The sequence below is a fragment of the Proteobacteria bacterium CG1_02_64_396 genome (assembly GCA_001872725.1).
GTDB lineage: Bacteria > Pseudomonadota > MNWR01 > CG1-02-64-396 > CG1-02-64-396 > CG1-02-64-396.
This window is the reverse complement of sequence record MNWR01000093.1, coordinates 16,345-34,693: the sequence shown is the minus strand read 5'-3', so window position 1 is coordinate 34,693 and position 18,349 is coordinate 16,345. Positions and strand designations below refer to the sequence as shown.

The window sequence follows — 18,349 nt, the reverse complement described above, 5'->3', positions numbered from 1 at the left end:
AATAGTAGGTTAGGTGGTGGTCACCGCAGCCAACCGACTGGGGCGCCAATCGCCGGGCCGTTCGAGTTGGGCCTCTTGCGGTAAATGCTCGTTGGCAAAGGCCAAGATATCGATCATCGAGATCACGCCACATAACCGCTCCTGGCCGCCCAATACCGGCATCCGCCGCACCCGACCCGCCATCATCTTCTTCAATACCGTGTTCAATGCCATCCCCTCGGGCACCGTCATCAGGCTTTCGGTCGTCCGCGCCGCTGCGACGGGGGGTTGATCCCAAATCAGCTCGCCCCACTCCAACCAGGCTTGGAGCAGATCGCTGGCGGTTAACCAATAGAGCAGCCGCCCCTTGCTGTCGACGAACGGAATGGCCAACACCCGGCCGTCCAGCATGGCATCGACCACCTCCCCCAAATTGCCGTAATCCTCGGTCAGGGTCACCGGCACCCGCATCAAGAAGTCGACCGGCTCCTGCCGCTCGTTTATCCAATCGACCAAGCGCTGGGCGAGGGTCGGTTGGTCGATGGCATCGACCACCATCCCTACGTCGTCGACCTTGAGCAGCACCCGGGCGTTGGTCTGAGCAAACACCTTGAGCGCCTGGCGAAAGCGGACCCCTTCGTGCACCGTCACCGGGGGATGCTGCGGTCCATCGATCAAAGCGTCTCCACCCCCGTGGCGCACCACCTTGAGCAACTCCGATTCGGTCCACACCCCTCCGACCCCATTCTCGGAACGGGTCGGCATGGCCCCAAGCCCGGTCCCGACCATGAGTCGGACCACCTCGACCAGGGGGGTGTCGGTGCGCAAAACGAACATTCAGGGCTCCACAAAAATACCGCAATGTCGGCAAAACCAGGGAAGCGTTGGTTGATTCGGCGCTTCCTTGCGACCTGCGGATGGCGGCCAAAACCAGGAACGTAGGTACCTGTTTGGCAATGCGCAAAACTGCGCGTTTTGCGAGGCGTCGCTTAACCCGGATTTTTCATCGGTATTGTTCCGCCCTCGCTTGTTTCTTGTTCGCGATCATCGGGAAAATTGATGAAAAATCCGGGTTAAAAAGACGGGAGGCTTTTAATCGGCGTTTCTCAAGGCTATCGGGACGGGCGGTTTGTGCGCCGCAACACCCTTAAGCGGCGTGAGGAATATCACGCACGAGATCGACATGTGATGCCGGTCAACCTCGCGTCATCAAAATACTTGATCGGCCTATCGATTGGCGGGCAATTGTGGCGCAGGGAAATCGATAATGGCGTGGATGGGCTGATCCACAGTCAACGCAGTTCGATCTGGGTTTTGTTGTAAGCGCGGATGAGATCTTCCCGGGTAATCACCCCGATGACCTGATCGGGATCGTAAGACTCGACCACCGGCAAGATGTCGTGCCCCTGCTGATCGATGATGCGAAACGCGTCGAAGAGTGTCGATTCCTTGGGCACGGTGTGGACCGGGGAAGAGGCAATTTCACGGGCAACCACCAAATCGTCGAGTTCGCTGCCAAACGCGACCCGCTTGATGTCCGAAAAAGAGACCACCCCGGCAAGCTTGCCCGCCCCGTCCACCACAAAGACGGTTTCGTATCGGGATTGGGCCAGAATCTGCTTGAGCCGCCCAATCGGCATCCCCTCCCCCACCACGTCGAAGTCAATCCGCATCACCTCGCTCACCTCCAGGTTTTTGAGCAGGGAGAGCTCCTGCCCCTGGCGGATGTCGAGACCACGACGGCGCAACCTTAAGGTATAGATCGAATCACCGCACCACGCCTTGGTGAGCAACGTGGCGAGCATGACGCTGACCATCATCGGCAGGACGATGTGGTAGTCGGTGGTCAGCTCGAAAATCATCAAAATCGCCGAAATCGGGGCCGCCTGGGTCGCCGCCACCACCCCCGCCATTCCGACCAGGGCGTAGGCGCCCGAGGTCGAAGAGATGTCGGGGAAAATCGAATGGGCCACCAAGCCGAAGGCGCCCCCGTACATCGCTCCAATCACCAGCGAAGGACCAAAGACCCCTCCCACCATCCCCGAGGCGACACAAAACGAGGAGGCTAAAATCTTGGCCACTAGGATGCCGCACAGCAGCAGAAAGGGGAGCGCTTCGGAGAGTGCCTGATCGGTGGCGTGGTAGCCGGTCCCCAAAATCTGCGGAAAGGCGAGCCCCAGGATTCCCACCAGCAAACCGGCCAAGGCGGGGCGGAACTGCCGCTGCACTGGAACGCGACTGTAAAGATCCTCGAATCCGTAGAGGAGTTTGATGAAGGCGGTAGAAACGACGGCGGCCCCCACCCCGAGCAAAATGTAGGCTGGGATCTCCAAGTTCGAGACCAGGCCAAACTCGGGGACGATAAAAGCGGGGAAGTTGCCGAAGTGGGCCCGGATGATGACGGTAGCGATCACCGCCGCCACCACGATGGGGGAGAAGGCGGCCAAGCCGTATTCCCCCAAGATCACCTCCAGCGAAAACATCACCCCGGCAATCGGGGTGTTGAACGAGGCGGCCACCGCCGCAGCCGCGCCGCAGGCGACCAGGGTTTTCATCCAGCGCCGAGAGAGTTGCAGCCGCTGCCCGGCCAGCGAGGCGATGGCCGAGCCTAGATGAACCATTGGCCCCTCCCGACCCACCGAGCCCCCCGAGCCTATGGAGATTGAGGCGGCCAAGGCCCGCACCCAGGCCGACCGCCAACCGATCACCCCCCCCTTGACCGCCACCGCCTCGATCACCTCGGGAATGCCGTTGCCTGCCGCATCGCGGGAAAACCGGTGCAGCAGCATCCCCACCGCCAGCCCCCCCCCGACCGGACCGAGGATCACCAAAAACCAGGGCAGATCTTCGGTGACGAGTAGTTCGTCCCCCGAGCCGAGAAAGAGGGTTTGAAACAGGGTTATGAGGTGGCGAAAGCCGACCGCCGCGTAGCCAACCGCCGCGCCGATGAATACCGCCAACAGATTGAGAGCGACCTGCTCGTTGCGCAGTAGCTTGGACAGCCGCTGGCGCATGGGCGCGGCCTTCCCCGTGGTCATCGACTACTCCACCGTCACCGACTTGGCCAGATTTCGGGGTTGGTCGACATCGGTCCCCTTTTCGATGGCCACGTAATAGGCCAACAACTGCAGGGGAATGACGTGCAGAATTGGGCTGCCGACCACTCCCCCCCTGGGAACCGAGATCGTCCACTCCACCAGGTTTTGCGGCACCCGTTCGGGAACATCGCTGACCGCGATCACCCGTCCACCGCGAGCCTTAACCTCTTCAACGTTGGAGAGCGCTTTTTCGAGCAAGGGACCGTCGGGCAAGAGCACCACCACCGGCATCTTCTCGTCGATCAGGGCGATGGGGCCGTGTTTCATCTCGCCCGCAGCATAACCCTCGGCGTGAATGTAACTGATCTCTTTGAGCTTGAGCGCTCCCTCCAAGGCGATGGGAAAATAGCGCCCTCTGCCCAAAAACAGGGCCGAGGTGCAATCCCGGTAATCGCGGGCGTGGGCGGCGATGATCTCAGCCTGCTCCAGCGCCTGGCCCAACTTGCGGGGTAGGGTTTGCAGGTCCTCGATAAGCGCTGGATCCAGGTCAGTTGTGCGCTGCTTAATCGCCAGCAGCAGGGTCGCCAGCGCCAAAATCTGGGTGGTGAAGGCTTTGGTCGAGGCGACCCCGATCTCGGGGCCGGCATCGGTGTAGATCACCCCCTCGGCCAGGCGGGTGAGCGACGACTCAGGCACATTGCACACCGCCACCACATGGATGTTGCTTCCCATGGTGGGGGCACGGCGCACCGCCGCCAGGGTGTCTGCGGTCTCCCCCGATTGCGAGATCGGAACCACCAAGGTGCCATCGGCAATCACGCCGGGGCGGTAGAGAAACTCAGAGGCGACCTCGCAGGTGGCGGGGATCCCAAGCCACTCCCCGACCAGGTAGGTGGCGACCATCCCGGCATGATAAGAGGTGCCGCAGGCCAAAAAGAGGATCGCCTTCACCTGGCTAGGGAGTGCCATGCCATGATCGCTGATGCGGTTGCCGGGACGAAGCCGCTCTTCCAACAGTCGGGCCGCCACCTCACCCTGCTCGAAGATCTCTTTAAGCATGTAGTGGCGGTAGGGCCCCTTGTCGGCGGCGGCATCGTCAAGACGACTGTGCACCGCTTGCCGCTCCACCGCTTGACCGCCATTGAACAGAGCGACAGCCCCCCCCGACACCCAACCCCAGTCGCCGTTTTCAAGGTAAATCACGTCACGGGAGTAGGGAACGATGGGCAGGGCGTCCGAGGCGATCCAGGCCTCTTCTCTCCCCAAACCAATCATCAGGGGCGACCCCTTACGGGCGATGAAGAGGCGGTTTTCGCCCGGCAGAATGGCAACGATGGCGTAGGCCCCCTCCAGGGTCTCGACAGCGGCTTGAAACGCCTCCTCCCCCCCCTTACCTTGCCGCAACAGCGCGGCAATCAGTTGGGGGATCACCTCGGTGTCGGTCTCGGAGGTGAACATCGCCCCCTGTTCGCTCAGCTGCTGGCGCAGCGTCTCGTGGTTTTCAATGATGCCGTTGTGCACCACCGCCACCCCGTCGACCACATGGGGGTGAGCGTTGCGCTCGGAGGGGGCGCCGTGGGTCGCCCAGCGGGTATGGCCGATTCCCAGCGTGCCGTAGAGGGCGCAATCGTGGGTTGCTGCCTCCAATTCGGCCACTTTGCCCAACCGTCGCACCTGGCGCAGGTCGCCGTGCAGGTCGACGACGGCAACCCCCGCCGAGTCATAGCCTCGGTATTCCAGCCGTTTGAGCCCCTGCACCAGGTAGGGAACCCCGTTGTCGACCCCAACCGTCCCGACGATGCCGCACATAGTGTGTTACCCCTCTTTTTTGCGCTGCTGCATCCGCTTTTTGGCGGCATACCCTTCAATGTTTTTTTGCGGGGTGCGGCTGACCGCCAGGGCGTCACTCGGCACGTCGCCGGTCACCGTGGTTCCCGCCCCAACGATTGCCCCATCCCCCACCGTCACCGGCGCGACCAGCTGACAGTCGGAACCGATAAAAGCACCCGCACCGATCTCGGTGCGAAATTTGTTGTAACCGTCGTAATTGCAGGTGATGACCCCGGCACCGATGTTGCTACCGGCCCCCACCGAGGCATCGCCAATGTAGCTCAAATGGTTCACTTTCGCGCCGGGGCCAATCACCGCCTTCTTGATCTCGACGAAATTGCCGACCTTGGCCCCCTCCTGCAACTGGGCGCCGGGACGAAGTCGGGCATAGGGGCCAAGCTGAACCCCCGCCTCCACATGCGCTTGTTCCATATGGCTGTAGGCGTGGATCACCGCGTCTGGGCCGATGCGGCTGTCGCGAATCAAGCAATAGGGCTCGACCAGCACACCCGAGGCAATCTCGACCTTTCCCTGCAATACCAGAGGTCCATGCAGGCTGACGTCATGCCCCAGGGTCACCTGCCCTTCGATGCGGATTTGCTCGGGGTTGTGGCAAGTCACCCCCTGGCTCATCCAGGCTTCGACCGTCTGCCGCATCCACCGGTTTTCAAGCGCGACCAGTTGCTGACGGGAATTGATGCCCGACAGCAGCCACCCCTCGGGTTCCTCAACGCCAACCACCTGCATGTGGTCGGCTCGGGCCAGGGCAATCACGTCGGTCAGGTAGAGCTCCCCCTGGACGTTGTCGTCGTCCACGCGCTCCAAGGCATGCCACAGCCAGGGGAGGCGGAAGGCGTAGATACCGGGATTGACCTCGGTGATCGCCCGCTGCGCGGCGCTGGCATCTTTTTCTTCGACGATTCCGACAATGCCGCCGCTTTCATCGCGCAGGATGCGGCCATACCCATGGGGATCGGGCAGCTGCATGGTGGCCATCGCCACACCAACCCGGGGATCGCGGGCCGCCTCGGCGAGGGATCGGATCAGAGGGGTGGGGACCAGCGGGGTATCGCCGGAGAGGACCACCAGGACCTCTTCGTCACCCCAGCATTCGCGTGTGATGGCCACGGCGTGTCCCGTGCCCTTCTGCTCCTCTTGATGAACGACATCCACGCCGGGGTCGAGCAGAGCCTCAACCTGGTCGCGCCCGTGACCGAGCACCACCGCGACCCGCGCCGGTTCGGCAGCTTGAGCGCGTGCCACCACATGGAGCAGCATTGGCGTACCGGCAAAATGGTGCGCCACCTTGGGGAGGACCGATTTCATCCGCGTCCCCTTGCCCGCCGCCAGAATCAGCACCCCCCACCCGACCGTCGCCTGATTCATCTTCTGCTCCTCGAACACCAATAAAAAAAGGGGGCCGAAGCCCCCTTTTGGGTCATGCAAATCGGCAATCAGGCCCGATGGGCCCGACGGCGCAATACTTTGAGGCGGGTCAACGCCTCTTGCAGAGCGGCCTCGGCATGGGCGACATCCATATCGGAGGCGACCTTTTCGCGCAGCTCCTCGGCGCGACGCTGTGCCTCAACGGCCAGCGCCTCGTCGATGTCCTCGGCCCGCTCGGCGGTATCGGCCAGCACGGTGACCTGATCGGGCTGCACCTCAAGGATGCCGCCGTTGACAAAGATATAATCGGTTTCTTCGCCCCGCTTGACGCGGATTTCACCGAGTTTGATGCGGGTCAGCAGGGGGGTGTGCCGGGGAAGAATCCCCAACTCACCCATCTCGCCGGGGACAACAACAAAGTCGGCATCCCCTTGGTAGACCCGCCGCTCGGCGGTGACGACATCAACACGAATCGTAGCCATGGCTTATGCCTCTTGGGTCAGACCTTGGAAAAAAGGGGCTTGAATCAAGCCGCCTTCATCTTCTCGGCCTTTTCCAAAGCCTCGTCGATGCTGCCGACCATGTAGAAGGCCTGCTCGGGGATGTGATCGTACTCGCCGTTCACCAGACCCTTAAAACCACGGATGGTCTCGGCGCGAGGCACGTACTTACCGGGGCTGCCGGTAAAGACCTCGGCGACGAAGAAGGGCTGTGACAGGTAACGCTGAATCTTCCGGGCCCGGTTGACGGAGAGCTTGTCTTCGTCGGAGAGCTCGTCCATCCCCAGAATCGCGATGATGTCCTGGAGATCTTTGTAGCGCTGCAGCGTCTTCTGCACAGAACGGGCAACCTCGTAGTGCTCGGTCCCGACCACCTTGGGATCGAGGGAGCGCGAGGTCGAATCCAGAGGATCGACGGCGGGGTAGATCCCCAGCTCAGCGATCTGACGCGACAACACCACGGTGGCGTCCAAGTGGGCAAAGGTGGTGGCGGGAGCCGGATCGGTCAAGTCGTCGGCGGGGACGTAGACGGCCTGAACCGAGGTGATCGAACCGGTCTTGGTCGAGGTGATGCGCTCTTGCAGCTTACCCATCTCCTCGGCCAGGGTGGGCTGATAACCCACCGCCGACGGCATACGACCCAGCAGCGCGGAGACCTCGGCGCCCGACAGGGTGAAACGGAAAATGTTGTCGATGAACATCAACACGTCGCGCCCTTCGTCGCGGAAGTACTCGGCGATGGTCAGCCCGGTCAGACCGACGCGCAGACGGTTGCCCGGAGGCTCGTTCATCTGACCGTAGACCAAGGCCACCTTATCGAGCACGTTCGACTCTTTCATTTCGAGCCAGAAGTCGTTGCCCTCACGGGTCCGCTCGCCCACACCGGCAAACACCGAGTAGCCGGAATGCTCAATGGCGATGTTGCGGATCAGCTCCATCATGTTGACGGTCTTGCCCACGCCGGCGCCGCCAAACAGGCCAACCTTGCCACCTTTGGCGAAGGGGCAGATCAGGTCGATGACCTTAATGCCAGTCTCCAGCACCTCGGTGGCGGGGGCCAGTTCCTCGAAGGTCGGGGGATTGCGGTGGATGGGCATCCGCTTTTCCGCCTCAATCGTGGGAATGTCGTCGATGGGATTGCCCAGGACGTCGAGAATACGACCCAAGGTCGCCTTGCCGACCGGCACCGAAATCGGCGCCCCGGTATCTTCGACCTTTTCGCCGCGCTTGACCCCCTCGGTCGCCCCCATGGCGATGCCGCGCACGCGGTTGTCGCCCACATGGGCCTGGACCTCGATGACGAGACCGGCCTCCGTACGGATGGCGTTGTAGATCTGGGGGAGCCCTCCCTCGGAGAACTCAACATCCACAACAGGCCCGATGACTTTAACGATGGTCCCCGTGCTCATGGGCGATCCTCTTCGCTTACGCGTGACTTAAAAAGAAACAATCAAAATCGGTATCGAGGGTTGACCGGCCTTAAACCGCCTCGGCGCCGGCGGCGATCTCGGCCAGCTCCTTGGTGATGGCGGCCTGACGCGCCTTGTTGTAGCTCAAGGTCAACTCGAAAATCAGTTTCTTGGCATTCTCGGTGGCGTTCTTCATGGCCACCATCCGGGCGCTCTGCTCGGATGCCTTGTTTTCAAGCAAGCCGTGGTAGACCACCGCCTCGATATAGCGGCGCACCAGCGCCTCCACCACCGGCTTGGATTCGGGCTCATACAGGTAGTCCCAAACCCCCTCCTGAGCGGTCGCCTCAAAGACGGCCGGAACCAGGGTCTCGACCCGGGTCACCTGGCTCATGGTGTTGACGAACTCACTGTAGACCAACAGCAGCTTGTCAATCCGCCCCTCGTTGAGCGCCTGCAGCGCCACCGTGACCACACCGATCACGTCGGACAGCTCGGGACTGTCGGGCACCTCGGTGCGCACCGCACCCTCTTCCAGACCCAACCGACGGGCAAAGAGGGCCGAACGACGGCCAATGGCGAAAATCTCGAGATTGGCCTGACCATACTGTTTGGTCAGGGCGATCATCTGCCGTTGAGCGTTGGTGTTCAGAGGGCCGCACAGCCCTTTGTCGGTAGAGATCACCAGAACACCGACCTTTTTAATCTGATCGTCCGTCTTGGCGGCCAAAAAGGGGTGTTTGAACTCGGGATGGGCCTTCAGGACGTGCCCGATGACCTCACGGATTTTTGCAGCGTAGGGGCGGGCTTGCAGCACCCGCTCCTGCGCCTTGACCATTTTGGAGGCGGCCACCATCTGCATTGCACGCGTGATCTTCTGCGTGTTTTTGATGCCTTTGATTTGCGACCGGATCTCTTTGGTACTGGGCATGGGCGATCCTCTTGCTCAACCGACTCGCAGGCGATCAGTAGGTGTGGGAGGACTTAAAGGCCTCGATGGCGGCGCGCAGCTCCGACTCGATCTCGTCGGTCAGTGCCTTCTCGGCGTTCATCTTGGCAACCAAATCGCTCTTCTCGCTGCGCAGATAGGTCTGCAAAGCGCGCTCGAAGTCGACGATCTTGTCGGCGGCCACATCGTCCACCAACCCCTTGCCCAGGGCATAGAGCACCGCCGATTGCTCGGCCACGCTCAAGGGCTGGTTCTCACCCTGTTTGAGCAGTTCGGTGGCCCGCTTGCCGCGCTCCAACTGACCGCGGGTGGCGGCGTCGAGATCGGAGGCGAACTGGGCGAACGCGGCCAGCTCGCGGTACTGGGCCAAGTCGGTCCGCAGGCCGCCGGAAAGCTTCTTGACGATTTTGGTCTGGGCGGCGCCGCCGACGCGGGAGACCGAGAGACCTGCGTTGATGGCCGGACGGATGCCCGAGTTGAACAGATCGGTTTCGAGGTAGATCTGGCCGTCGGTGATCGAAATGACGTTGGTGGGCACGAAGGCCGACACGTCGCCCGCTTGGGTTTCGATGATGGGCAGCGCGGTCAGCGAACCGCCACCGAAGTTTTTGTTCAAGCGGCAGGCGCGCTCCAGCAGACGGCTGTGGAGGTAGAACACGTCGCCGGGGTAGGCCTCGCGCCCCGGAGGACGGCGCAGCAGCAAGGAGATCTGACGGTAGGCCCAGGCCTGCTTGGTCAGATCGTCATAAATGATCAGGGCATCGCGACCGGTATCGCGGAAGTGCTCGGCGATGGTGCAACCGACGTAGGGGGCCAGATACTGCATGGCGGCCGACTCGGCAGCCGAGGCGTTCACGACGATGGTGTGATCCATCGCGCCGTGCTCTTTAAGGACCCGCACCACGTTGGCAACCGAGGAGTTCTTCTGACCCACGGCGACGTAAACGCAGACTACCCCGGAGCCCTTCTGGTTGATGATGGCGTCGATGGCCACGGTGGTTTTACCGGTCTGGCGGTCGCCAATAATCAGCTCGCGCTGACCACGTCCGATCGGAACCAGAGCATCGATCGCCTTAATCCCGGTCTGCATGGGGACGCCCACCGGCTCACGGGCAATGATACCGGGGGCAATTTTCTCAACCCGGTCGGTCTTGTCGGTGGCGATGGGGCCCAGGCCGTCGATGGGGGCGCCCACGGCGTTGACCACGCGGCCGACCATGGCATCGCCAACGGGAACCTCAAGGATCTTGCCCGTGGCGCGAACCTCGTCCCCTTCGCGGATGTGCAGGTAGTCGCCGAAGATCACGGCGCCGACGCTGTCTTCCTCAAGGTTGAGGACCATGCCGGGAACCCCACCCGGGAATTCCAGCATTTCACCGTAGGCGGCGTTTTCGAGCCCGTGGATCACGGAGATGCCGTCGGAGACTTTAAGAACACGTCCGACATTGGCGGTCTCAAGACCGGCCAGGGCTCCGGCCAGTTGCTCTTTGATGATCTTGCTGATTTCGGTGCTTTTGAGTTCCATGGCGCTGTCTCTCGGTAGGGCGGGGTAGCCCGCCAACACTTTGGCGGCATCAAGCCGCCCTACTCAATTTTGGACGTATTCGTGCCAGTCCGAACCGGACTGGAATGGACTTGGATCAGGCAGCTGCCGCCAATCGCTGGCGCAGTAGCTCCAGACGCCGGGCCAAAGTGCCGTCGATGACGGTATCTTTAAGCTGTACCCGGACCCCACCCAGCACGGAGGGATCGATCCGGTAGGCCAGCTTAACCTTGGCGCCGAAACGCTTGGCCAGGGCCGCTTCCAACTCGCCGCGCTGGGCATCGCTCAGCGCCACGGCGGAGACAACCTCACCCCCCATCACCCCAGCGGCTTCAAGCGCGAACTGCTCGAAGGCCTCCAGGATCTCGGGGGCAATGGCGATGCGACCGTTGCTCAATAGGACCTGTCCCAAGCGGCGAACCCCCTCGTGGGTACCGGCCAACAGCTTCTCAACCACCTGCGATTTGGCCGCCTGGCTCACCGCCGGATTGTCGACAAAGGAGGCGAACTCGGCGTCCCGGGCGACGGCGGCCAACAGAGCCATCCCTTCCCGCCAGGGGGCCAGATCGCCACCACCCGCCGCAACCTCGTAGGTCGCCTGGGCATAACGCCGGGCAACGACTCCAATCGACATGGCTTAGTGCTCCATCCGGCTGATGACATCCCCGATCACCGCCTTGTGACGCTCGGCGTCCAACTCGGCTTCGAGAATGCGGGAGGCGCCCAGGACAATCATGTCGGCGAGCTCGGCCTGGAGCTGACCGCGCGCCTTTTGAACCTCGGCGGCGATCTCTTCACGGGCGGCGGCGACGATCCCCTCGGCCTCTTCACGGGCCTTGGCGACCGACTCCTCGCGCAGCTGACCGGCCGATTTCTCGGCCTGATTGAGGATCTCAAGGGCCTTGGTTTTGGCAGCCTTGGCCAACTCGGCGGCCTCGATCTCGGCCTCTTGCAGACGGCGCTTGGCCTCGTCGGCTTGATTCAGACCCTGGGCAATTTTTTCCGCCCGCTGGTCCATCAACCCGGTGATGGGGCCATACACATAGCGTTTGAGGAGGAACAGGAGGATCAGGAAGGTAATGACCTGACCCACCAAGGTAAGTCCTAGCTCCACGGCTCTACCCTCTGGTTACGAACATAAACATGTTGCGGTTTGGGGACCGGACATCAAAAGACCAGCCCGAGCGGCACCCCTCCACGAAGGGAGGAGCGACGCCCTACCGGTTCGATTAGCCCGCGAAGGGATTGGCGAACAGGAACCAGAGGCCGAAGGCCATGATGATGAAGGGGAACGACTCCATCAGGCCGGCGAAGATGAACATGTTGAACATCAGCTGAGGACGCATCTCAGGCTGACGGGCGATCCCCTCCAGAGCCTTCGAGGTGATCAGACCCCAACCGATGGCGGAACCGAGGCCAGCGGCCCCGAGGATCAGGCCGACGCTGATGAGGGTGGCCGCGCTGAGCATCTCCGACATGATGAATGCCTCCAATGTGTTGGCTCGATTGAGCCGATTCGAGATAGGACGAAAAACGAAGCGGGTTTTAGTGTTCGTCGACCTGATGGGCCATCGAGAGATAGACCACGGTGAGGATCATGAAAATGAATGCCTGAATCAGACCGACAAAGAGGTGGAAGCCCGACCACAGCACCCCCGGCACAAAGTGCATCCACCAGGGAATCAGGGAGGCAAAGAGCAGGAAGATCACCTCGCCGGCAAACATGTTGCCGAAGAGCCGGAACGAGAGCGAAAGGGGCTTGGCCAGCTCTTCGATGGCGGTCATGACGATGTTGACCGGCATCAAGAACTTACCGAACGGGTGGAAGAGGTAGGTTTTGAAGTACCCCAACCCCTTGACCTTGATGCTGTAGTAGAGGGTCATCGAGAACACGACCAGCGCCATCGCCACCGGCAGGTTGATGTCGGCGGTCGGGGTCTTGATCCCCAAATAAACAGGCAGGATGTCGATGGTGTTGCACAGCAGCACGAAGGCGAAGATGGTCAGCGCCAGCGGTGCGATGTGGGGATTCTTACCAGGGAAGTTGTCGCGCACGGTGTTGTTGATGAACTCCACCAGCATCTCGACCAGGTTCTGCAAGCGGCTGGGGGCGCCGTCGGTCACCAGCCCCTTGCGCACCAGCAAACCAACCCCAACCAAAATGGCGCACACCACCCAGGAGGAAATCAGCGAGTCCATATTGAGATGCCCCCCCATGAAGGGGACAGTCCAATGTTGCAGGTGGTGCGAAATCGCGCTGCCGCCGTGCTCAGCCGCCATCGGGAACTCCCACTGCTATCAAAACGAAAAAGTTTAAGGACGTTGCGATTTTTTGGGTTCGGGGCGAACGCCTACACCCTGAACCGGATGAGCCTTGATTTCATGCCAGGCGACCCAGACCCCGTTGATCCAGCCCACCATCGGGGGGGCAATCAACCCTGCCAGCAGCGGCGCCACCGGCAGACGCAACCAGGCAATGGCGGCGGCGCATCCTGCAGCAACCCAGATAAAGCGAATCATCGCCCCCATCATGAGCACCCGCCCCGCACCCTCGGCCGGGGCCGAAAACGCGCCGTTCATCCGCCCCCACATCATGATGAAGGCCGAAAGAACCAAGCCTCCACCAACCAAAAAGGCCAGCGCCTCTTGGCGCCCCAGGCTCCAATTCAGCACCCCGGCCATCAACAACACGACCACGGTTTGATTGCGAATCACGCTGGAGACGTGCATGGCTACCTGGGGGTATACGTTAAAGGCGCGGGATTCTAGGGAGGGGGGAGTTGCCTGTCAAACCACAATTCGAAACTGGAAATCAGTGCGACAAGCGCCCATCGCCACCCAGCCAGACAGGGCTCACCATGGGACGTAGCGACTCCCAAACCCCGCGACCGCAACCCGGGCACACCGGCGCCACATCGGGCCATGCCGTCTGGCAATGAGGACATACAATTTCTGCCCGAGTATGACGCGTCAGGGCGATTTGTGCCTGAGCCTCGCGAGCCAGCGCAGGGATTTCTGCAACCGCAGCGCACTGGGCGACCAGGGGGGCGAAGAGTTCGGGACGCACGGCCCGACGCCAAATCGACTCCAGCCGTGCGAGGCGATCCGTCGCCTCACTACGCTCCAAGTGCTTGCAACCATAGGGAACCAAGGGGGCCATGTCGGCCATCTCCAACCGCTTGACCGCACTCTCTTTGCCGAGCAAAGCGCCGAGCATCACCGCAAAACGGCGCACACGAAGGTCGTCCCGCCCCGCATAGGCCTGAGCAAACGCCGAAGCCAGATCCCCTTGCTGAAAAAAACGCCAAGCCCGAACCCAGGCCAGCATCTGCTTGGCCCTCTCTTTGGCGGAACGATCCCCCTTCAGGCCGCTAAGCCAGCGCTCGGCCTGTTCGGGGTCGAGGTGCAACTCGGCTGCAAAGCCGTACCACCAACCCCCCCCGCTTTTGGGGGCCAAATCGACCCATTGCAGCGCCGCCTGCCGCACCTGAGCCCAATCGCCCGATTGTTCGGCGTTGAGGGCCTGTTGCCGCAGTCCGATCACCTGGCCGTCTCTACCGTCGGGACGAGGACCCGAACCGAGCAGGGGTCGCAACCAGCGCATCAACACCAGATCGGGGTACTGAACCGATAGGTTTTCGAAGCGTCGCATTCCGACCCCATGTTCGCCGCGCAACGCCTCGATCAGTCCCGCCTCGGCCGCCCCCCAGATCCGCTCACGAGCACGGCGTTGCCGCCAGCGGCGTAGCCGCCCCGGCAGGGTCAGCAAATGAATCAACCCGCTCCCCAGCGCCGCGACCGCCAGCAGCAGCAACACCAGCAACCACAGCGGCGCGCTCAGCGCCCAATCACCTCCTTGCAGGGTGACCGGAGCAAGCAGTGTCGACGGCCCCACCGCCACGGCAGCCCAACCGGCCAGCCCCAGGGTGAGCGAAACAATCAGGATGCGGAGGAAGCCCATCGCCCCTCACCTTGACGCCGTAGCGCCTCAAATTGCTCGAAGGTGGCGCCCGTTTGGGGTGCCGACCCTTGAAGTTGCTCGATGGCTCGGGCCAGCCCCTGCCAGTCGCCCAGCAGCAATGCCAGCGTCGCCTGCCGACCGTTTGTACTTGCCCCCTGGCGCAGGGTGACCAAGCCACCCCAGTAATGCTCTTCCTCCACCGATTCACCGCCTTGCAGCAGTTGCAACAGTTCGCCACGAACCCGCTGGGCACCTTGGGCCAAACGACGGTCGTCGGGGTTTTCGACCAAGGCTGCCACGGCGCCAAACCAACCCCGATCCCACAACGCTTGCACCAGCTCAGGGGCGGTGGCCTGGGGGATTAACCCGGCAGCCACCTGTTGTTCCAGGGTTTGCAGCCGACGCCCCAGAGCGGCCAGCGCTTCGCCGTTGTCGCTCATTCCAGCGTCGGTTTGAACTGGGAGCGACTGAGCCGCCAGTCCGGCTTCTAAACGGCTGGCCAGGGCATCGAAACGTTGGCTCAGCTCGCGGCGCTCCTCCTCCAGGGTTTGCACCCGGTCTGAAAGCGCACTGTTTTGCCGCTCAAGTCCCAAAACCTTGCTTTGCATCGTGCGATGCTGCTCCTGCCACGCCCGCTCGAAAGGGGTCGGTTCCACCTGCCCCGACAGCCACCCCTTCATGGTGGCGACCGTGGGCCAATGGCCCTGATCGGCATGGTAGTCCTGGGCGCGCCAACCCAGCCAACCGACCGGTACCGCGACGATCAGCAGCGCCAAAATCAACCATTTGCGCCCCAAGCCCCCACCTTGGCGAGGCGGTGCGGCTTCGTCGGTCGCCTTGTGAGGCTCTTGGTCCTGCAAGACCTCGACCCTCTCTGCCTCTTGTCGTGCGTCGGGTCGAGAATCGCTTGGGGTCACCTGTTCCTCGACCGGATCGTTGCCTACGACCTTCGGTTCAGGCGGTGGGGTATCGGTGCGGGTTGGTTCGCTCACAAACCCTCCTTGAGCAGACGGGCGGCATCCTCGGCGAAATAGGTGAGGATCAGATCGGCCCCGGCTCGGCGCATGCCGATCAGGGTCTCCATCATCACCCGGTCGCCGTCGATCACCCCCGCCTGTCCCGCCAGTTTGATCATGCTGTACTCGCCGCTGACGTTGTAGGCGGCCAGGGGCAGCCGGGTGACCTCGCGAATGTCGCGCAGGATGTCGAGGTAGGCGAGCGCCGGCTTGACCATGAGGATGTCGGCCCCCTCGGCCTCGTCGATCAGGCTTTCGCGGATCGCCTCCAGCCGATTGGCCGGATCCATTTGATACGCCCGGCGGTCGCCGAAGGCGGGGGTCGACTCGGCCGCCTCGCGAAAGGGGCCGTAGTAGCCCGAGGCGAACTTGGTGGAGTAGGCCATGATGGGGATGTGTTCGAAGCCGGCGGCGTCGAGCCCCGCCCGAATGGCGGCGACCCGGCCGTCCATCATGTCGGAAGGGGCGACCATGTCGGCTCCAGCCTTGGCATGGCTGACCGCCTCGCGCACCAGCACCTGGACGGTGGGATCGTTGAGGACCTCGCCGTCATGAATGATGCCGCAGTGACCGTGATCGGTGTATTCGCACAGGCAGACGTCGGTGATCACAACCAGATCGGGCAGCGCTTTCTTCAGCGCCCGCACCGCCTCTTGCACGATGCCGTGCTCGGCGTAGGCCTCGGAGCCCACCGCATCTTTGTGGGCGGGGATACCAAAAAGGATGACGGCGGGAACCCCAAGCCCGTAGAGACGCTGGCAATCGGCGATCAGCTCGTCGATGGAGGTCTGATTAACCCCCGGCATCGAACCAATCGGTTTGCGGATCCCGCGGCCCGGCACCACGAAGAGGGGGGCGATCAGGTCGGTCGCGGCCAGACGGGTCTCCTGCACCATGCGGCGCAGGTTGTCGGTGCGGCGCAGACGGCGGGTACGGATGGTCATGAGGGCTCCAGCAGATGAAATCGCAAACAACTCAATGGGGCGACGGCCCAAAACCTTGGCACTGCATCAGGGCATCGAGCAAGGCGTCGGCGCGGTGGTCGGCACCCTGGAACGGCTCGATGCCCCGTTCACGCAATGCCCGAGCGACCGGTTCGGAGAGGGCGCCCCAGCACACCGGGACGGCCACAGCCGATAGGGCCTCCACGGCAGGGGCGACCGCCGAGGCCTGAAACAACAGCGCCGCCACGGGTCGTCCGGGACTCAGCACCCGCTCCAGCGCCCCCATATCGGGTCGCACATCGACCACCCGATAGACTGCCACCGGCAGCACCTGCCACCCTCGCGCCGTCAACTGCTCCCCCAACCACTCCCGGCCATGCTCGCCGCGGGGGAGAATCATCCGGCGTGGCGGATCGAGCCGCCCCTCCCGCAGCGCTTGATCCCACACCCCTTCGGAGTTGGCCTGCTCGGGAATCAACGTTGGCTGGCAACCATGGGCGGCCAACGCCCGCGCGGTCGCCCCACCAACACACCACACCTCGACCCCCTTCGAAAAGGGGGCGATCCCCAACCTCTTGGCCTTGCCCACCCAGCCCTCAGCCGCGTTGGCACTGCCAAAAAACAGGGTGTCCCCCGGTTGAAGATCACGCAGCGCAGCTTCGGCGGGGGCCGGGTTACTCGGCGGCTCAATCGCCTTGAGGGGCCAGACCAGCGCCTCCCAGCCCCGCGCCTTTACTGCCCCCAGCATCGCCTCCGATTGGGCGCGAGGACGGGTCAAGAGCACGAGGGGGGTCATCGGGCTTAACGCCCCTCCAGCTCGGCCAGCAGCTTGTCGGCCCCGGCGGCAATCAAATCCTCGGCCAGGGTGGTCCCCAGCCATTGGGCATCCTCGGGCAGACCCGCCTTACCCTTGCGCAGAATCTGTTTGCCATCTAGACCGGCGACCAGCCCTTCGAGCACCAGCCCCCCCCCTTCGAGGGTGGCGTGGGCGGCGATGGGGACCTGACACCCCCCCTCCAGACGGCGCAGCAGCGCCCGCTCGGCGGTGGCGGCCACGGTCGCCGCCTCGTCGTGGAGGAAGTCGATCCCGGCCAGCAACTTTTCGTCATTCAACCGCGTTTCGATCCCCACCACCCCCTGCGCCACGGCGGGGAGCATCACCTCGGGATCGAGCACCCCCTTGACGTGCTGGGTCACCCCCAGGCGGCGCACCCCGGCGTGGGCCAGGATGATGGCGTCGTATTGCCCCTCTTCGAGCTTGCGGATGCGGGTATCGACGTTGCCGCGCAGGTCGAAGATGTGCAGATCGGGCCGCACCGCCAGCAATTGCGCCTTGCGCCGCAGGGAGGAGGTCCCCACCTTGGCCCCCTGGGGCAGCGCCGCGAAGCTGTCGTACTTCACCGAGAGAAAAGCATCGCGGGGATCTTCGCGCGGCAGCATTACCGTGATCCCCAACCCCTCGGGGAGCACCGTGGGGACATCCTTCATCGAGTGCACCGCCAGATCGGCCCGCCCGTCGAGCAGCGCCTCTTCAAGCTCCTTCACAAAGAGCCCCTTACCCCCCACCTGAGCCAGCGGCACATCGAGGATGATGTCGCCCTGGGTTTTCATAATCAGCAGCTCCACCGTGATCTCGGGGTGGGCCGCCTCAAGCAACCGTTTGACCCAGTTGCTCTGCCACAGCGCCAGCTTGGAGCCACGGGTGGCGATGACCACCTTGTCGAGGGGGCCACGGGGTTTGAGGAGTTTGGGTAATTCGGAACGGACGGCGTCGAGGGAGATTTTGGCGGTCAT

At 62.9% G+C, this 18,349-nt stretch carries 18 protein-coding genes; all 18 read right to left on the bottom strand.

Annotated elements, in window-relative coordinates:
- Positions 1–9: 9 nt before the first annotated feature.
- On the bottom strand, positions 10–816 hold the full coding sequence (locus tag AUJ55_11205; protein OIO54998.1) for a hypothetical protein: 807 nt from the start codon (positions 814–816) through the stop codon (positions 10–12).
- A gap of 455 nt (positions 817–1,271) precedes the next feature.
- Complete coding sequence (locus AUJ55_11200; protein ID OIO54997.1) at positions 1,272–3,017, bottom strand: hypothetical protein; 1,746 nt, start codon at positions 3,015–3,017, stop codon at positions 1,272–1,274.
- A 3-nt stretch (positions 3,018–3,020) separates the two neighbouring features.
- The gene (locus tag AUJ55_11195; GenBank protein OIO54996.1) at positions 3,021–4,826 is read right to left on the bottom strand and encodes a hypothetical protein; all 1,806 of its coding nucleotides are present in this window, start codon (positions 4,824–4,826) and stop codon (positions 3,021–3,023) included.
- 6 nt (positions 4,827–4,832) lie between these two features.
- Complete coding sequence (locus AUJ55_11190; GenBank protein ID OIO54995.1) at positions 4,833–6,233, bottom strand: UDP-N-acetylglucosamine diphosphorylase/glucosamine-1-phosphate N-acetyltransferase; 1,401 nt, start codon at positions 6,231–6,233, stop codon at positions 4,833–4,835.
- A gap of 68 nt (positions 6,234–6,301) precedes the next feature.
- Positions 6,302–6,715, bottom strand: coding sequence for a F0F1 ATP synthase subunit epsilon (locus AUJ55_11185; GenBank protein ID OIO54994.1), 414 nt, complete (start codon positions 6,713–6,715; stop codon positions 6,302–6,304).
- Between the two features lie 44 nt (positions 6,716–6,759).
- Positions 6,760–8,142, bottom strand: a complete 1,383-nt coding sequence (locus tag AUJ55_11180; protein OIO54993.1) for a F0F1 ATP synthase subunit beta — start codon at positions 8,140–8,142, stop codon at positions 6,760–6,762.
- A 70-nt stretch (positions 8,143–8,212) separates the two neighbouring features.
- Positions 8,213–9,073, bottom strand: a complete 861-nt coding sequence (locus tag AUJ55_11175) for a F0F1 ATP synthase subunit gamma (protein ID OIO54992.1) — start codon at positions 9,071–9,073, stop codon at positions 8,213–8,215.
- 34 nt (positions 9,074–9,107) lie between these two features.
- Positions 9,108–10,616, bottom strand: a complete 1,509-nt coding sequence (locus AUJ55_11170) for a F0F1 ATP synthase subunit alpha (protein ID OIO54991.1) — start codon at positions 10,614–10,616, stop codon at positions 9,108–9,110.
- A gap of 115 nt (positions 10,617–10,731) precedes the next feature.
- Entirely contained in the window at positions 10,732–11,268 is a 537-nt protein-coding gene (locus tag AUJ55_11165) for an ATP synthase F1 subunit delta (GenBank protein OIO54990.1), read from the bottom strand.
- Between the two features lie 3 nt (positions 11,269–11,271).
- Entirely contained in the window at positions 11,272–11,748 is a 477-nt protein-coding gene (locus tag AUJ55_11160; protein OIO54989.1) for an ATP synthase F0 subunit B, read from the bottom strand.
- Between the two features lie 115 nt (positions 11,749–11,863).
- Positions 11,864–12,112 carry a F0F1 ATP synthase subunit C gene (locus tag AUJ55_11155; GenBank protein ID OIO54988.1) on the bottom strand — a complete coding sequence of 83 codons (249 nt, stop codon included), beginning with the start codon at positions 12,110–12,112 and terminating at the stop codon, positions 11,864–11,866.
- 67 nt (positions 12,113–12,179) lie between these two features.
- Complete coding sequence (locus AUJ55_11150) at positions 12,180–12,914, bottom strand: ATP synthase F0 subunit A (GenBank protein ID OIO54987.1); 735 nt, start codon at positions 12,912–12,914, stop codon at positions 12,180–12,182.
- 33 nt (positions 12,915–12,947) lie between these two features.
- Positions 12,948–13,364, bottom strand: a complete 417-nt coding sequence (locus AUJ55_11145; protein ID OIO54986.1) for a hypothetical protein — start codon at positions 13,362–13,364, stop codon at positions 12,948–12,950.
- 82 nt (positions 13,365–13,446) lie between these two features.
- The gene (locus AUJ55_11140) at positions 13,447–14,595 is read right to left on the bottom strand and encodes a hypothetical protein (protein OIO54985.1); all 1,149 of its coding nucleotides are present in this window, start codon (positions 14,593–14,595) and stop codon (positions 13,447–13,449) included.
- Positions 14,574–15,587 (bottom strand): hypothetical protein, encoded by a 1,014-nt coding sequence (locus AUJ55_11135; protein OIO54984.1) that lies wholly within the window; start codon positions 15,585–15,587, stop codon positions 14,574–14,576. Before AUJ55_11135 ends, AUJ55_11140 begins: the two co-directional genes overlap by 22 nt.
- Complete coding sequence (locus AUJ55_11130) at positions 15,584–16,555, bottom strand: delta-aminolevulinic acid dehydratase (protein OIO54983.1); 972 nt, start codon at positions 16,553–16,555, stop codon at positions 15,584–15,586. Before AUJ55_11130 ends, AUJ55_11135 begins: the two co-directional genes overlap by 4 nt.
- A 31-nt stretch (positions 16,556–16,586) precedes the next feature.
- Positions 16,587–17,351: a hypothetical protein gene (locus AUJ55_11125; GenBank protein ID OIO54982.1), complete on the bottom strand. Its 765-nt coding sequence runs from the start codon at positions 17,349–17,351 to the stop codon at positions 16,587–16,589.
- Between the two features lie 5 nt (positions 17,352–17,356).
- Entirely contained in the window at positions 17,357–18,271 is a 915-nt protein-coding gene (locus tag AUJ55_11120) for a hydroxymethylbilane synthase (protein OIO55025.1), read from the bottom strand.
- Positions 18,272–18,349 lie beyond the last annotated feature (78 nt).

Excerpts from the sequence above, each read along its gene's own strand:
- AUJ55_11155 (OIO54988.1), bottom strand. The coding sequence starts at position 12,112 with ATGTCGGAGATGCTCAGCGCGGCCACCCTCATCAGCGTCGGCCTGATC.
- AUJ55_11130 (OIO54983.1), bottom strand. The coding sequence starts at position 16,555 with ATGACCATCCGTACCCGCCGTCTGCGCCGCACCGACAACCTGCGCCGC.
- AUJ55_11190 (OIO54995.1), bottom strand. The coding sequence starts at position 6,233 with ATGAATCAGGCGACGGTCGGGTGGGGGGTGCTGATTCTGGCGGCGGGC.
- AUJ55_11175 (OIO54992.1), bottom strand. The coding sequence starts at position 9,073 with ATGCCCAGTACCAAAGAGATCCGGTCGCAAATCAAAGGCATCAAAAAC.
- AUJ55_11205 (OIO54998.1), bottom strand. The coding sequence starts at position 816 with ATGTTCGTTTTGCGCACCGACACCCCCCTGGTCGAGGTGGTCCGACTC.
- AUJ55_11180 (OIO54993.1), bottom strand. The coding sequence starts at position 8,142 with ATGAGCACGGGGACCATCGTTAAAGTCATCGGGCCTGTTGTGGATGTT.
- AUJ55_11195 (OIO54996.1), bottom strand. The coding sequence starts at position 4,826 with ATGTGCGGCATCGTCGGGACGGTTGGGGTCGACAACGGGGTTCCCTAC.
- AUJ55_11125 (OIO54982.1), bottom strand. The coding sequence starts at position 17,351 with ATGACCCCCCTCGTGCTCTTGACCCGTCCTCGCGCCCAATCGGAGGCG.
- AUJ55_11145 (OIO54986.1), bottom strand. The coding sequence starts at position 13,364 with ATGCACGTCTCCAGCGTGATTCGCAATCAAACCGTGGTCGTGTTGTTG.
- AUJ55_11185 (OIO54994.1), bottom strand. The coding sequence starts at position 6,715 with ATGGCTACGATTCGTGTTGATGTCGTCACCGCCGAGCGGCGGGTCTAC.
- AUJ55_11140 (OIO54985.1), bottom strand. The coding sequence starts at position 14,595 with ATGGGCTTCCTCCGCATCCTGATTGTTTCGCTCACCCTGGGGCTGGCC.
- AUJ55_11200 (OIO54997.1), bottom strand. The coding sequence starts at position 3,017 with ATGACCACGGGGAAGGCCGCGCCCATGCGCCAGCGGCTGTCCAAGCTA.
- AUJ55_11170 (OIO54991.1), bottom strand. The coding sequence starts at position 10,616 with ATGGAACTCAAAAGCACCGAAATCAGCAAGATCATCAAAGAGCAACTG.
- AUJ55_11165 (OIO54990.1), bottom strand. The coding sequence starts at position 11,268 with ATGTCGATTGGAGTCGTTGCCCGGCGTTATGCCCAGGCGACCTACGAG.
- AUJ55_11150 (OIO54987.1), bottom strand. The coding sequence starts at position 12,914 with ATGGCGGCTGAGCACGGCGGCAGCGCGATTTCGCACCACCTGCAACAT.